Here is a 15,314-nt window from a genome sequence, read left to right on the forward strand (position 1 = left end):
TTTAGAAGAAAATATCATTAATATCTAGGTTTTTTCTCAAGAGCGTGACGGCCTTCTACAAAGCGAACCGTACCGGATTTAGCTCGCATAACTACTGAGTGTGTTAGGGCATAAGCACCTTTATATTGAACACCCTTTAAAAGCTCGCAATCTGTTACAGCAGTTGCTGCAAAAATAGCATCATCGCCTTTTACTAGGTCATCTAAATAAAGCACTTTCTCAACATCTACACCCATTTTTGTGCAGCGTTCTAATTGCTCTTCATCCTCTGGTACTAGTTTTGCTTGGAAGTCCCCACCGAGGCATTTTAAGGCCACTGCCGAAATAACACCCTCTGGAGCGCCACCTGTTCCAAACATAATATCAATACCCGTTTCATCAAAAGCGGTGTTGATTGCTGCGCCAACATCGCCATCTTGGATAAACTTAATACGTGCGCCAGCTTCACGAATTTCATCAACAATTGCTTGATGGCGAGGTCGATCTAAAAGAGTAGCAACTACATCAGAAATATCTTTATTTTTAGCCTTTGCTACTTGTAATAAGTTATAAGTGACAGAAGCATTTATATCCACTTTTCCAGCCGCTTCTGGCCCTACAGCAATTTTCTCCATGTACATGTCTGGCGCATTTAACAAATTGCCTTTATCTGCAATAGCAAGTACTGTCATGGCACCGTTCGTACCTTTTGCCACAATATTTGTACCTTCTAAAGGATCCACTGCGATATCTACTTTTGGACCACCATTTCGTAAACCAAGTTCTTCACCAATATAAAGCATTGGTGCTTCATCCATTTCACCTTCACCAATTACTACTGTAGCATGCATTGGAATTGTATCGAACATTTTGCGCATCGCTGTTGTTGCTGCATCATCTGCTTCAATTTTCAAACCGCGTCCCATCCATTTCCCGGATGCGATTGCTGCTGCTTCTGTTACTCGTACTACTTCCATCGATAAACTACGTTCCATTGTTGCTTTGCCTCCCGTTATCGGCATCTTTTTATGCCAAAACATTCAAATTACCTCTATTGTAACATAATTGGCTGAAAACTTTTAGCTCTCATTATTCCTTTGTCTCAGCTACACGTGCCATGATTGTTTCACGTCGAATATCAGCGCCTAAATCACGTAATTTCTCAATAAGTGAGCTATAGCCACGTTCAATATGATAGATATCCTGAACCTCTGTTTCGCCTTCAGCTAAGAGACCAGCTAAAACTAAAGCTGCACCCGCGCGAAGATCTGTAGCTGTTACCGTTGAGCCATGTAATTTACTCGGCCCTTTAATAATAGCTGTATTTCCTTCTACACGAGCATCTGCATTCATACGACGAAGCTCATCAATATGTTTAAATCGAGCTGTATAAATAGTATCTGTTACTTTAGAAGAACCGAATGCCTGTGACATTAACACCGCAAGTGGCTGCTGAATGTCCGTTGGGAATCCGGGGTATACCAGCGTTTTGACATCCACTGCCTGTAATGTCGAGAGATCTGTTTTTGGTACATAAATACTTTCTTCACCAATTTCGATTTTCACACCCATTTCACGAAGCTTTGCGATAATCGCTTCTAAATGCAGTGGAATAACGTTATCAATGGTAATACCATCACCAACTGCTGCAGCCATTATCAAAAATGTAGATGCTTCAATGCGATCTGGTATAATCGTATGCTCGGTACCATGTAGCTCTTCTACACCTTCAATACGGATGACACTTGTACCTGCACCTTTAATATTGGCCCCCATATTCGTCAGAAGTGTCGCTACATCGATGATTTCAGGCTCCTTTGCGGCATTTTCAATGACAGTCCGTCCCTTTGCAAGCACTGCTGCTAACATAATATTAATCGTTGCCCCAACACTTGCTACATCTAAATAAATTTTTGCCCCAATCAATTCATCTGCACGTAAATAGATGGCTCCATGTTCATTGGTAATTTTAGCTCCCAATGCCTCAAAGCCTTTTATATGTTGGTCAATTGGTCGTGGTCCTAAAAAGCAGCCTCCAGGTAACCCTATGACTGCTTTCTTAAAACGTCCAAGCATAGCACCCATTAAATAATAAGAAGCGCGTAACTTTTTCACGTTTCCATTTGGTAAAGGCAATGCAATCATATCTGTAGGATCAATTGTCATTGTGCCATCCTCAAATGAAACTTCTCCACCAATTTCCTCTAATAAAGCCTTTAACGTCCAAGCATCTGAAATTTCGGGTATCCCCCCAATAGTCACTGGAGAGTTCGCCAAAATTGATGCAGGAATTAAGGCGACTGCACTATTTTTTGCACCACTAACTTTAATTGTACCTCGTAGACGATTTTCGCCAGTAATTTTATAAACATCCATTTTGCGTTCTCCCTCATGATTGGAAAGTAGTATTTTTTGCAATTGGCTCACTTTATAATCTTATTATTCACCTTTTCTCGTATTCCAATCCGTTAAAAATCCTTCAATTCCTTTTTCCGTTAATGGATGGTTGAAAAGTTGCTTTAATACTTTAAACGGTGTAGTTGAAATATGTGCGCCAGCTAAAGCTGCTGCTGTAACATGCTGAGGATGACGAACAGAAGCAGCAATAATTTGCGTATCGATATTATGAATGGTAAAAATATCTGCTATTGTTTCAATTAGCTCGACACCATTTTGACCAATGTCATCTAAACGGCCGATAAATGGTGATACGTATGTAGCACCTGCACGCGCAGCCATTAATGCTTGGTTCGCACTAAAGATTAATGTCACGTTTGTTTTAATACCTTTGTTTGCAAAGAAACGACATGCCTCTAATCCAGCTGGTGTCATTGGTAACTTTACTGTTATGTTTGGAGCAATCGCAGCTAATTCCAAACCTTCTTTAATCATACCTTCCGCATCAAGTGCAATAACTTCTCCGCTTACAGAGCCATCAACAAGCTCAGCTATTTCACGAAGACGATCATGGAAAGAAACATTCTCTTCTTTAGCCACTAATGATGGGTTTGTTGTAACCCCTGATAAAATACCCCATGCATGTGCCTCTTTAATCTCTTCAAAGTTTGCTGTATCAATGAAAAATTTCATTTTTATTTCCTCCTGATCATTTTTCTTATATTATTAAATATTTTCCAAAATTTCATTATTTCAAAAACAAGAGAAGGTCGATTGAAAGCATCAACACTTCTCTTAGTATGTGTATTTAACTATGCTTTTGTAACATATTAAATGCAAAAATTATGCTTTTTGTGCACTACCAAATTCACGAATTTTACCAATAACCGTTGCCTTAATGGCTTCACGTGCTGGACCAAGGAATTTACGTGGATCGTAAACAACTTTGTCGTTGTCTAGAATTTCACGGATTACTTTTGTTGCTTCAATTTGATTTTCAGTATTGACGTTGATTTTAGCTGTACCTAATGAAATGGAACGTTGAATATCCTTTGTTGGGATACCTGTACCACCATGTAAGACAAGTGGAAGATCCGCTAATTTAGAGATTTCTTCCATTTCTTTAAAGCCTAAGTTTGGCTCTCCTTTGTAAGGACCATGTACAGAGCCAAGTGCTGGTGCTAAGCAATCGATGTCTGTCAGTTCAACCATTTTGCGGCATTCTTCTGGATTAGCATAAATAATACCACCGATTACGCCATCTTCATCTCCACCAACTGTTCCTAATTCTGCTTCCACAGAAACGCCTTTAGCATGTGCGTATTCTACTACTTCTGAAGTAATTTTTACATTTTCCTCAAATGAGTGATGTGATGCATCAATCATCACTGAAGTAAAGCCTGCATCAATTGCCTCTTTACATTTTGCAAAGCTAGAACCATGGTCAAGATGAATCGCTACAGGAACTGTAATACCGTAAGATTCCATTAAACCTTTTACCATATGAACAACGGAAATAAATCCGCCCATATATTTACCTGCACCTTCAGAAACACCAAGAATCACTGGAGATTTTTCTTCTTCAGCTGCTTGTAAAATTGCTTGAGTCCATTCAAGGTTATTAATGTTGAATTGACCAACCGCATAACCTTCTGCTTTTGCTTTAATTAACATCTCTTTCATAGATACTAATGCCATACTAAAAATCCTCCTCATAGGACTATTCTTTACATAAACATGCCCCTCAATCATAGCAAAAATAATAGCCCCTGAAAAGCAGGGGCTATTATTTTCTACACGAAAGCGGAGGGCAACGTAGCGGCAGTGTCGCCAAAGTGTAGTGCAACGTAACGGCGGCGCTTGAACCTGAAAAGCAGGGGCTCTTATTTTCTACACGATAGCGCAGTGTAACGTAGCGACAGTGTCTGCCGTTGTGGAGTGCAACGCAACAGAGGCTTGCACCTGAAAAGCAGAGGCTCTTATTTTCTACACGATAGCGCAGTGTAACGTAGCGGCAGTGTCTGCCGTTGTGGAGTGCAACTCAACGAAGGCTTGCACCTGAAATGCAGGGGCTATTATTTTCTACACGATAGCGCAGTGTAACGTAGCGACAGTGTCTGCCGTTGTGGAGTGCAACTCAACGAAGGCTTGCACCTGAAATGCAGGGGCTCTTATTTTCTACACGATAGCCGCAGTATAACGTAGCGACAGTGTCTGCCGTTGTGGAGTGTAACTCAACAGAGGCTTGCACCTGAAATGCAGAGGCTCTTATTTTCTACACGACAGCATAGTGCAACACACTGAAATTGAAGGCAATACCCTGTCGCTTCTTTCAAAATAAACATAAAAAACAGACCGTGTGTCCACTGTCTGTTTTTTACACCTGTAAAGCCTTATTTACTTCATCTCGCACCTCAAAAATATCAAATGGTTTTGTAAAGTAACGAATAGCTCCTAATTCTAAAGCTTCTTGCACTACATCCAATTCGCCATATGCTGTCATCATAAATACAGGTAACTTCGGAAATTTTTCTTTTAAGCGTTTCAAGATTTCAATACCGTCCATCCCTGGAATCTTCATATCCAGTAAAACACAATCCATCTGTTGCTCATCTGCATATTTTAATGCCTCTGAACCATTAGCCGCTAAATATGTAAGATAACCTTCCTTTTTCAACACTTCATTTAAAAGTAAACGAATTCCCTGCTGATCATCGACAATTAGTAATCGTTTCACATTTCATTCCGCCCTTTTTTAGTTTTATTCTTACACAAAAACTTTCTTTATTATGTATAATTCTCCTTTTTCAGCTTAATACCTTCTAGTATTATAAATTATCTGCTTTTGCTTTCTACCTTTTCCGCCCCTATAATATGGTTAGAGGTGGGAACATGTCAAAAATTCTAACAACACAATTAAGTGGATTATTACAAAGAATAACACAAAATGAAGAGGAGGCTATTGAGGAAACAGCAAGACTCCTTGCACAAGCAGCCATTGGAGAAGGTCATGTGTATTTCGCTTGCTTTGGTGAAATGCAAGTTATTGAATCCAATGCATCTCAAGCAGTTGAACCATTTAGCAAATTAGCTCCTTGGACTTTGAGTACAAGCTTAACTGAAGCTGATCGTGTTTGCATTTTTACACGCAGTGCGCACGATGAGGAGGCACTGGCTTTAGCTCAAGACTTAAATAAACGGTTTATTCCTTTCGCTGCTGTTGCGAGTGAAGTAGCGAATACGGAAAATCCTCTTGCAGATTTGGCCTATACGTATGTTTCTACACGCGTTAAAGGTGGTTTATTGCCTAATGATTTAGGGCAAAGAATCGTTGTACCACATGCAATTGCTGGACTTTTTGTATATGAAGCAGTGAAAATTGCTTATGATGAAATGCTTGGTATTGATGAAGAAGAACTATAAACATTCATTTAAAAAGAGTTGTCTCATTAATAGAGAGACAACTCTTTTTGATTATTTAAATGTTGCTCCGATAAAATCACGGAACAATGGTTGTGGACGATTTGGACGTGAAACTAGCTCTGGGTGGAATTGACATGCTACAAAGAAGTTGTTACCTGGTAGCTCAATAATTTCAACCAATTTGCCATCAGGGCTTGTACCTGAGAAGACAAGACCTGCTGCTTCCATTGCCTCACGATATTCATTGTTAAACTCATAGCGGTGACGGTGACGCTCATAAACAAGCTCTTTACCGTATGCATTGCTTGCCTTTGAACCATCTTTCAATTTACATGGGTATAATCCTAAACGTAATGTACCGCCAATATCTACACTATCATTTTGATCTGGTAAGAAGTCGATAATTGGGTACTCTGTATTTGCATCAAGCTCTGTAGAATGTGCACCTTTTAAACCAAGGACATTACGAGCAAATTCTATTGTTGCTAATTGCATACCTAAGCAAATACCAAGGAACGGTACATCATTTTCACGCGCATATTGTGTCGCTAAAATTTTCCCTTCAACACCACGATCACCAAAACCGCCTGGTACTAAAATGGCATCTGCACCTTTTAATAGTGAAGCAACGTTATCTGCATTGACATGTTCTGCATTAATCCAGTCAATTTCAATATCAGAGTTAAATGCGTAGCCCGCATGCTTTAATGCCTCAACTACTGAAATGTAAGCATCTTGTAGTTCCACATATTTCCCTACTAATGCTACTTTTCTTTTATTTGGTAAGTTCTTCACTTTGTCTACCAGCTCGCGCCATTCTTCCATATCTGCCTCTGGTGCTTCAATGCCAAAATGATCAAGAACGATATCATCAATATCTTGTGCATGCAGGTTTAATGGCACTTCATATAAATGCTCTGCATCACGAGATTCAATAATTTCATGTGGTTGCACATCACAGAATAATGCTAATTTCTCTTTCATATCTTGTGGTACTTCTTGTTCTGTACGTACGACGATAATATTTGGCTGGATACCTAAAGAGCGTAATTCTTTAACAGAATGCTGAGTAGGCTTTGTTTTCAATTCACCAGCTGCTTTAATATAAGGTATAAGTGTACAGTGAATATACATCACATTGTCATGACCTAAATTTGTTTTCATTTGGCGAATCGCTTCAAGGAATGGCAATGATTCAATATCCCCTACTGTCCCACCAACCTCTGTAATAACAACGTCTGCATTAGTTTCACGACCAGCACGTTGGATACGGTCTTTAATTTCGTTTGTAATATGAGGAATTACTTGTACTGTTCCACCATTATAATCACCACGACGTTCTTTCTGTAATACAGATTGGTAAACGCGACCTGAAGTTACTGTAGAATGTTTCCCTAGGTTAATGTCAATGAAACGTTCATAATGTCCTAAGTCTAAATCAGCCTCAGCACCATCATCTGTTACAAAAACCTCACCATGTTGATAAGGGCTCATTGTACCTGGGTCAATATTGATATATGGGTCAAACTTTTGAATCGTAACTTCTAAACCACGGTTCTTTAATAAACGACCTAGAGATGCTGCAACAATCCCTTTTCCAAGTGATGATACAACCCCACCTGTTACAAAAATATACTTCGTCATGAATAAATTCCTCCTTATGATGTTCTAAAATTACTAGCTCGCTTAGGGGGGAACAGAATCCTTTATATTCTAATACCCTAAAAAAAGAAAAGCCGAGAATGTCTACAAAAAATGTAGTCGATTCGAAGCTGTAATCGGTTCTATCTCTTTTCCACTTTCCTTTAAACCTTAAAACTCTAACATTTATCCAGTCACCGTTTACTATACATCATGAATAAATCCAAACTTTTATATTCATTTCTGGATGAACGTATGGGAGAACTGAATATAGTTAAAAACAAAAAAACGCTCCTCCTGCATAGGTTTGCAGGGGGAGCGTATTATATACACGGTCTTTCTCCTTCTTTTAAGGAGCCCAAGTAAAAGATTAAACGGAACCGTGATAGAAGTCAAGATTTTTTACTCCATGCCTAATAGAAAGAAAATTCTAAGAGTACTGTATTAGTTTTCTTCCTCTTCTTCGTCGAACTCTTCTTCCTCTTCATCAATAAAGTCTTCATCAATTTCTTCATCAATATCTTCGATTTCTTCATCGTCAAAATCGATTTCTTCTTTTTCTTCGTCCTCTTCTTCAATATCTTCTTCATCAACAAACTCTTCGAAGTCTTCGTCAAAGTCGATATCTTCTTCTTCTAAATCTACATCCTCATCAAGATCTTCATCATCAAAGGCAGCTTTAGATTTTTTCTTTTGAGTCTTAACAGAAGGTGCTGTTTCTTCTTCAATTTGCTCTACTTTAAACCATTCACGTAGGCCCCATCCTGCTTCTTGATTATATAAGAAGCGGCCATCAATATTAATATCTGTATAAAATTGTAACAGACGGGATTTCATTTCTGCATCACTATAGCCCACAAGCTCTTGAATTAATTTTAGTAAATCATTAAAAGACACTGAGGCACGTTTTTCATTTAAAATTGCATAAGCTAAGTTAATTAACGATTCTTCCGTTAATTGTTCCTTTGTCATTTCACGAAAATTCAATTCGTGCACTTCCTTTCCCTCATCACAATGGACGTTTTAAAATTACATGGTGCTTTATTTTCCAAGCGCAGCAAAAAAGGCCACGCAAAAGGTACTTTCTATACATAAGCATAATACCCATTATATACAAAGTTTTAGCCCCTTTGCTAGCTTCAATTACTGTTTTTTATATTACGCATTTTTTTTATTCCAAGATAAAACAAATAAACAGATAATAGTAGTAAAGGAATAGCGCCAATTTGCTTATTATACAGGAAAATGGCTACCAATACTAAAGCTAATATAATTATGTAGTGAATAAATGATTTCATCCCTACTGCGCCTCCCCTTTTTTTACATTTCTATTATAACGAAAATAAAAAGAAGTGCCTAATCTTAAGACTAGACACTAGAAACTAGAGAAGCTTGTTACATAAATTAGAAAAAAATGTTAGAAAAAAAGCAGTTTTGAATGTCTACAATTACATATTTCGACGATATTGTCCGCCAACTTCATATAAAGCTTTTGTAATTTGTCCTAAGCTTGCTACTTTTACTGATTCCATAAGCTCAGCAAAAATATTACCATTGTTAACAGCAACTTCTTGTAAACGTGCGATTGCAGCTTCACTTTCTTCTTCATGCGTCTTCCAGAATGCTTGTAAATTGCGAATTTGCGTTTCCTTCTCTTCTGTGGATGCACGAGCAATTTCCATATTATCGATAGCAGCGTCTGAAGGTGGATTTGGATTCAGGTACGTATTGACACCAATGATTGGTAGCTCCCCTGAATGCTTTAACATTTCATAGTACATGGACTCCTCTTGAATTTTACCTCGTTGATATTGCGTTTCCATTGCACCTAAAACACCACCACGATCATTAATACGATCAAATTCCTCAAGGACCGCTTCTTCTACAAGATCTGTCAATTCTTCTATAACAAATGCACCTTGCAGAGGATTTTCGTTTTTTGCCAAGCCATGCTCTTTCGTAATAATCATTTGGATAGCCATGGCACGACGTACAGATTCCTCTGTAGGTGTTGTAATAGCTTCATCATAGGCATTTGTATGCAATGAGTTACAGTTATCTTGTAATGCCATCAATGCTTGTAATGTTGTACGAATATCATTAAAATCAATCTCTTGCGCATGTAGACTACGACCAGATGTTTGAATATGATATTTTAGCTTTTGCGCACGTTCATTGGCACCATATTTATCACGCATTACAATGGCCCAAATACGACGAGCAACACGTCCAATTACTGTATACTCTGGATCAAGTCCATTCGAGAAGAAGAACGATAGATTTGGTGCAAAGTCGTTAATATTCATGCCACGACTTAAATAATACTCTACATACGTAAAGCCATTTGCTAAGGTGAAAGCTAATTGGGAAATAGGATTTGCCCCAGCTTCTGCAATATGGTAACCCGAAATAGAAACGGAATAGTAGTTACGCACCTTATGATCAATAAAGTATTGCTGAATATCACCCATCATACGTAAAGCAAACTCTGTCGAGAAAATACATGTGTTCTGTCCTTGATCTTCTTTTAAAATATCAGCTTGTACTGTTCCACGTACAACCTGCAATGTGTTTTCACGTGTCTCGGTAAACTCTTCTACTGTCAAAGTCCGTCCTAGCTCTTGTTCGCGCAATTTAACTTGTTGATCGATCGCCGTATTCATGAACATCGCTAAAATAATAGGCGCTGGACCATTAATGGTCATAGATACAGATGTAGACGGTGCACATAAATCAAAGCCTGCATAAAGCTTTTTCATATCCTCTAATGTACAGATCGATACACCCGATTCCCCGACCTTACCATAAATATCTGGACGGTAATCTGGATCTTCCCCATAGAGAGTTACAGAATCAAAGGCTGTAGATAAACGTTTCGCATCGTCATCCTTCGATAAATAGTGGAAGCGTTTATTTGTACGTTCAGGTGTTCCTTCACCAGCAAATTGACGCTTCGGATCTTCTCCCTCACGTTTGAATTGGAAAACACCTGCTGTATAAGGAAACTCACCAGGAACATTCTCTTTGTACACCCAGCGTAATATTTCACCGTAGTCCTCAAATTTCGGCAATGCTACTTTAGGAATTTTTGTACCAGAAAGACTTGTTGTTTTTAAAATAGTGCGAATTTCTTTGTCTCGAACCTTCGTCACAAACTCATCACCAGCATAAGCTTCTTTTAAAGTTTGCCAATTATCCAATATACGCTTGGATTCTGCTGATAATTCATCTCTGGCACCTTGTGCTAAAGAAGAAAGCGATGCTATAAGTGCATCCTCTGGTGCTTTTTCCTTAACTGCCGTAATAGCACCTTCTAATTGGAACAGACGGCGAGCAAATCCCACCTGCTGTTCTGATTTTTTATGATAGCCACGAACCGTGTCAGTAATTTCACGTAAATAATAACGACGATCGTTTGGAATAATGACATCTTGCTTTTGCGTCTTAGCAAATTGCTCATAGCTTGTTTCCCAATTGTAGCCTGTTTTTTCGTTAATAATATGAACTAAAGCTGCGAATAATGCATTGGTCCCTTTGTCATTAAACTGGCTAGCAATTGTTCCATAAACAGGCATACTATCAAGTGATTCTTCCCATAGCTCACGAGATCGTTGGTATTGTTTTTGTACTTGACGTAGCGCATCCTCCGAGCCTTTACGCTCAAACTTATTGATCGCAATGACATCTGCAAAATCAATCATATCAATTTTCTCAAGCTGTGTAGGTGCACCAAATTCACTTGTCATAACATACATGGAAAGATCTGTATACCTTGTGATTTCGGCATCACCTTGACCAATACCACTTGTTTCGACGATGATTAAATCATAGCCCGCTACACGTACTACATCTATTACATCACCAATAGATGCAGATAATTCAGTGCGAGAGCCTCGTGTTGCTAAACTACGCATATAAACGCGGTTATTGAAGATGGCGTTCATGCGAATTCTATCGCCAAGTAATGCTCCACCTGTTTTTTGCTTTGTTGGATCGACTGAAAGAATGGCTACACGTTTATCTGGGAATTCTTTCAGGAAACGGCGAATCAGCTCATCCGTTAATGAAGATTTCCCTGCGCCACCTGTTCCTGTAATCCCCATGACAGGTGTACCTTTTGAACGCTTTCGTGCCTCAATTAACATCTCTTTCGTAGCTTCATCCTCATTTGACTCAGCTGCTGTAATTAGATTGGCTAAAATTTCAGGCGTTTCTGTCGTTAAAGCCTCTAATTTATCTAAATAGTTGCCTGTTGCAGTTGGAAAGTCCGTTCCTTTAATTTGCTCATTAATCATCCCTTGTAGCCCTAAAACACGGCCATCCTCTGGTGAGAAAATGCCTGCAATGCCATACGCATGAAGCTCTTTAATTTCACGAGGTAAAATAACCCCACCACCACCGCCATAAATTTTAATATGCGGTGCCCCTTTTTCACGCAGCAAATCATACATATATTTAAAGTATTCCATATGCCCGCCTTGATAAGAAGAAACTGCAATACCTTGTGCATCTTCTTGAATCGCGGCATTCACGACTTCTTCGACAGAACGGTTATGCCCTAAATGGATTACTTCTACACCGCTCGATTGTAATATGCGTCGCATTATATTGACCGAAGCATCATGTCCATCAAAAAGACTTGATGCTGTCACAAAACGTACGTGATTTTTTGGACGATATACTTCTACCTTTGTCATATGAATTCCCCACTCTCTCCCCTTAATGAATTGAAAAAAGCCGACAATTGCAATGTCGATGTATGCAATTGCCGACAAACCCCTTACGAAATATTAGAACCCCTTTATGCCTGAAATGAACAAGGTGATTTGCATGTCGATGAACTCATCAATTGAATGTTGACGATGTAATGCCCATTTGCGGAACGCCCAACTTTGTCCTGAGACAACTAAGTTATTGGCTGCTAAATGGATTTGCTTGTCTGTCATTGTTAGTTCCCCAGACTGCACACAGCGCTGTAGCAAGCGTTCAAAAGTGGCAACCATTTCAAACTCTTTACTAAAAACATAGCGTTGTGCTTCTTTTGACAATGATTTTGTTTCTTGATACATGATTGTTAGCTCATCAACCATGCTATCAATTTGCACGAAATATTCTCGAATCATTTCTTTTAACTCATCAATTGTTCCAGCTTTAATCTCGTAACTTGAAAGCCGCTCCATTGCATGATGATAGATACTATCACAAACAAGATAAAGAACGTCTTCTTTAGTACGGATGTACTCGTATAAAGTACCAATACTAAAGCCTGCAGCTTTTGCGATTTCTCTCGTCGTGGCACGATGAAAGCCTTTTTCTTTAAATAGCTTAATAGCTCCTTGAATCATTTGTTCACGACGAATGGCGATTAAATTTTCATCTTTTACAGTTGACTGTACTTGGGGCCTTTTATCTTTTTCTGTCATCAATTATTTCGTTAGCATACGCGAGATTACAAGACGTTGAATCTCCTGCGTACCTTCGTAAATTTGAGTAATTTTCGCATCACGCATAAAGCGCTCTACTGGATAATCCTTTGTATAACCATAGCCACCAAATACTTGAACCGCCTCTGTCGTTACACTCATTGCTGTATCGCCAGCCATTAATTTCGCCATTGCAGAAGCCTTACCATATGGTAGGTTATTAGACTCTAACCAAGCCGCTTGGTATGTAAGAAGTCGAGAAGCTTCAATTTGAGTTGCCATGTCTGCTAATTTAAAAGATACACCTTGGTTAGCAGAGATTGGTTTACCAAATTGCACACGTTCTTTGGCATAGTCAACTGCTGCATCCAGCGCTCCTTGTGCAATTCCTACAGCTTGAGCAGCAATACCATTACGTCCACCATCTAGTGTCGTCATAGCAATTTTAAAACCTTCCCCTTCAGCTCCTAGTAGGTTTTCTTTTGGAACACGGCAGTTGTCGAAAATGATTTCGGTTGTAGGAGATGAACGAATTCCTAATTTCTTTTCTTTCTTCCCTACAGAGAAACCTTTAAATCCAGCTTCCACGATAAATGCTGATGTACCGTGTTTAGCTTCTGGATCTGTTACTGCAAACACAATATATGTATCTGCCACTCCGCCGTTTGTAATAAAGATTTTTGAGCCATTTAAAATATAATAATCGCCATCACGTTTAGCATATGTTTTCATGCCACCCGCATCAGATCCTGAACCTGGTTCTGTTAAACCATACGCACCAATATGTTTTCCTTCTGCCATTGGACGAAGGTATTTTTGTTTTTGTTCTTCTGTACCGAACTTGTACAGTGGCCATCCTGCCAGTGAAGTATGTGCTGATAATGTTACCCCAGTGGAGGCACAGACACGTGATAATTCTTCAACAGCAATGACATATGCAAGGTAGTCAAACCCAGCTCCACCATATTCCTCTGGCCACGGAATACCAGTTAACCCAAGCTCCGCCATTTTATCGAAAATTGCACGGTCAAATTCTTCATTCTCGTCACGTTCAGCAGCTGTTGGTGCCACTTCATTTATAGCAAAATCACGAATCATTTCACGTAATTGTTCATGCTCTTCTGTTAACTGAAAGTTCATTGTCCATTTCCCCTTTTTAATTAGACTCTGTTCTATGTTACCTGTGTGTTGTTCTGGGTTCAGCGATTGTCAATCATATTGGAGCATTGGAGCGAGTTTCCATTCTTGATGAGGTCTTTACTCCACTTTAATAAGTCATCCCTAAGAGAATAGCCTATCATCAGGCTTTATTTCAGTAAATGTTTACTAATAACTAGTTTTTGAATTTCACTTGTACCTTCATAGATTTCCGTGACCTTTGCATCACGGAAATATCGCTCTACTGGATAGTCCTCTGTGTAGCCGTAGCCGCCAAAAACTTGAACCGCTTCTATTGACGTTTGTACAGCTGTTCGTGATGCGAAAAGTTTGGCCATTGAAGCTTCTGCTCCACACGGTAAACCTTTTGCACGTAAATCTGCTGCACGATACACTAATAGTTTTGCCGATTCAACAGCTGTTGCCATATCAGCGAGTGTAAAGCCAACTCCTTGTTGAGCAGCAATCGGTTTTCCGAATTGCTCACGCTCTTTTGCATAAGTAGTAGCCGCCTCTAGTGCTGCTTCAGCAATCCCCAATGCCTGTGCTGCAATACCGATTCGCCCTACATCTAAATTCGCCATCGCAATTTTGAAGCCTTCTCCCTCTTCCCCTAAAAGGTTGTCGGTTGGGATGCGGCAATTATCGAATGTCAGTTGAACAGTGCGTGAGCCATGTAAACCCATCTTTTGTTCATCTTTACCAATGATTAAACCTGGTGTTCCTTTTTCAACAATAAAAGCTGAAATACCTCGTGTTTTTTCAGCAGGGTTGGTTGAGGCGAATACGATATATACATCAGCCTCTCCGCCATTTGTAATAAAAACTTTAGAGCCGTTAATCACATATTCATCGCCATCTCGTACTGCCTTTGACTGTAGAGAACCTGCGTCAGAGCCTGCACCTGGCTCTGTTAAACAAAATGCGCCTAAATATTCCCCGGCTGCAAGCTTTGGTACATAACGCTTCTTTTGTTCCTCATTTCCAAAGTAAATGATCGGATTTGTTCCAACCGAAGTATGCACTGATAAAATAACCCCCATTACAGCGCTTACTTTTGACAATTCATTAATCGCAATAATATACGATGTAAAATCCATACCAGAGCCACCTAAGTCTTCTGGTGTCGTAATCCCCATTAAGCCAAGTTCACCCATTTGTTGTAGAAGCTCACGTGGAAATTCTCCTGCTTCCATCCGCCCTACCCATGGTTGAATTTTTTCCTGAGCAAATTGACGAACCATATCGCGCATCATCATTTGCTCATCTGTAAATTGCAATTGCATCTATAAT

Annotated in this window: 12 protein-coding genes; 1 reads left to right on the forward strand and 11 read right to left on the reverse strand. The window is 39.3% G+C overall.

What is annotated here, in order from left to right:
• Positions 1 to 17: 17 nt before the first annotated feature.
• From glpX to CRI88_RS05425, 5 genes are all read right to left on the reverse strand, one after another.
• Positions 18 to 974 (reverse strand): class II fructose-bisphosphatase, encoded by a 957-nt coding sequence (glpX, locus tag CRI88_RS05405; protein WP_036121428.1) that lies wholly within the window; start codon positions 972 to 974, stop codon positions 18 to 20.
• 94 nt (positions 975 to 1,068) lie between these two features.
• Entirely contained in the window at positions 1,069 to 2,355 is a 1,287-nt protein-coding gene (locus tag CRI88_RS05410) for a UDP-N-acetylglucosamine 1-carboxyvinyltransferase (protein ID WP_036121421.1), read from the reverse strand.
• Positions 2,356 to 2,418: 63 nt separating this feature from the next.
• Positions 2,419 to 3,069 (reverse strand): fructose-6-phosphate aldolase, encoded by a 651-nt coding sequence (fsa, locus tag CRI88_RS05415; protein WP_036121423.1) that lies wholly within the window; start codon positions 3,067 to 3,069, stop codon positions 2,419 to 2,421.
• 150 nt (positions 3,070 to 3,219) lie between these two features.
• Entirely contained in the window at positions 3,220 to 4,074 is an 855-nt protein-coding gene (locus tag CRI88_RS05420; protein ID WP_036121426.1) for a class II fructose-bisphosphate aldolase, read from the reverse strand.
• Positions 4,075 to 4,753: 679 nt separating this feature from the next.
• Positions 4,754 to 5,113: a response regulator gene (locus CRI88_RS05425; protein ID WP_036121440.1), complete on the reverse strand. Its 360-nt coding sequence runs from the start codon at positions 5,111 to 5,113 to the stop codon at positions 4,754 to 4,756.
• Between the two features lie 155 nt (positions 5,114 to 5,268).
• Between CRI88_RS05425 and CRI88_RS05430 the strand changes: the two genes are divergently transcribed.
• Positions 5,269 to 5,799 (forward strand): DUF2529 family protein, encoded by a 531-nt coding sequence (locus CRI88_RS05430; protein ID WP_058844288.1) that lies wholly within the window; start codon positions 5,269 to 5,271, stop codon positions 5,797 to 5,799.
• 51 nt (positions 5,800 to 5,850) lie between these two features.
• On the opposite strand, the gene CRI88_RS05435 is transcribed toward CRI88_RS05430, so the two are convergent.
• From CRI88_RS05435 to CRI88_RS05460, 6 genes are all read right to left on the reverse strand, one after another.
• Positions 5,851 to 7,443, reverse strand: a complete 1,593-nt coding sequence (locus tag CRI88_RS05435; protein WP_036121444.1) for a CTP synthase — start codon at positions 7,441 to 7,443, stop codon at positions 5,851 to 5,853.
• Positions 7,444 to 7,884: 441 nt separating this feature from the next.
• Positions 7,885 to 8,427 (reverse strand): DNA-directed RNA polymerase subunit delta, encoded by a 543-nt coding sequence (gene rpoE / locus CRI88_RS05440; protein ID WP_058844289.1) that lies wholly within the window; start codon positions 8,425 to 8,427, stop codon positions 7,885 to 7,887.
• A 461-nt stretch (positions 8,428 to 8,888) separates the two neighbouring features.
• On the reverse strand, positions 8,889 to 12,137 hold the full coding sequence (gene icmF / locus CRI88_RS05445) for a fused isobutyryl-CoA mutase/GTPase IcmF (protein WP_058844323.1): 3,249 nt from the start codon (positions 12,135 to 12,137) through the stop codon (positions 8,889 to 8,891).
• Between the two features lie 93 nt (positions 12,138 to 12,230).
• Positions 12,231 to 12,863: a TetR/AcrR family transcriptional regulator gene (locus CRI88_RS05450; protein WP_036121448.1), complete on the reverse strand. Its 633-nt coding sequence runs from the start codon at positions 12,861 to 12,863 to the stop codon at positions 12,231 to 12,233.
• 3 nt (positions 12,864 to 12,866) lie between these two features.
• Positions 12,867 to 14,003, reverse strand: coding sequence for an acyl-CoA dehydrogenase (locus CRI88_RS05455; RefSeq protein ID WP_058844290.1), 1,137 nt, complete (start codon positions 14,001 to 14,003; stop codon positions 12,867 to 12,869).
• Between the two features lie 167 nt (positions 14,004 to 14,170).
• Positions 14,171 to 15,307: an acyl-CoA dehydrogenase gene (locus CRI88_RS05460; protein WP_058844291.1), complete on the reverse strand. Its 1,137-nt coding sequence runs from the start codon at positions 15,305 to 15,307 to the stop codon at positions 14,171 to 14,173.
• Positions 15,308 to 15,314: the final 7 nt, after the last annotated feature.

Source organism: Lysinibacillus fusiformis (assembly GCF_002845985.1).
Taxonomy (GTDB): Bacteria; Bacillota; Bacilli; order Bacillales_A; family Planococcaceae; genus Lysinibacillus; species Lysinibacillus fusiformis_D.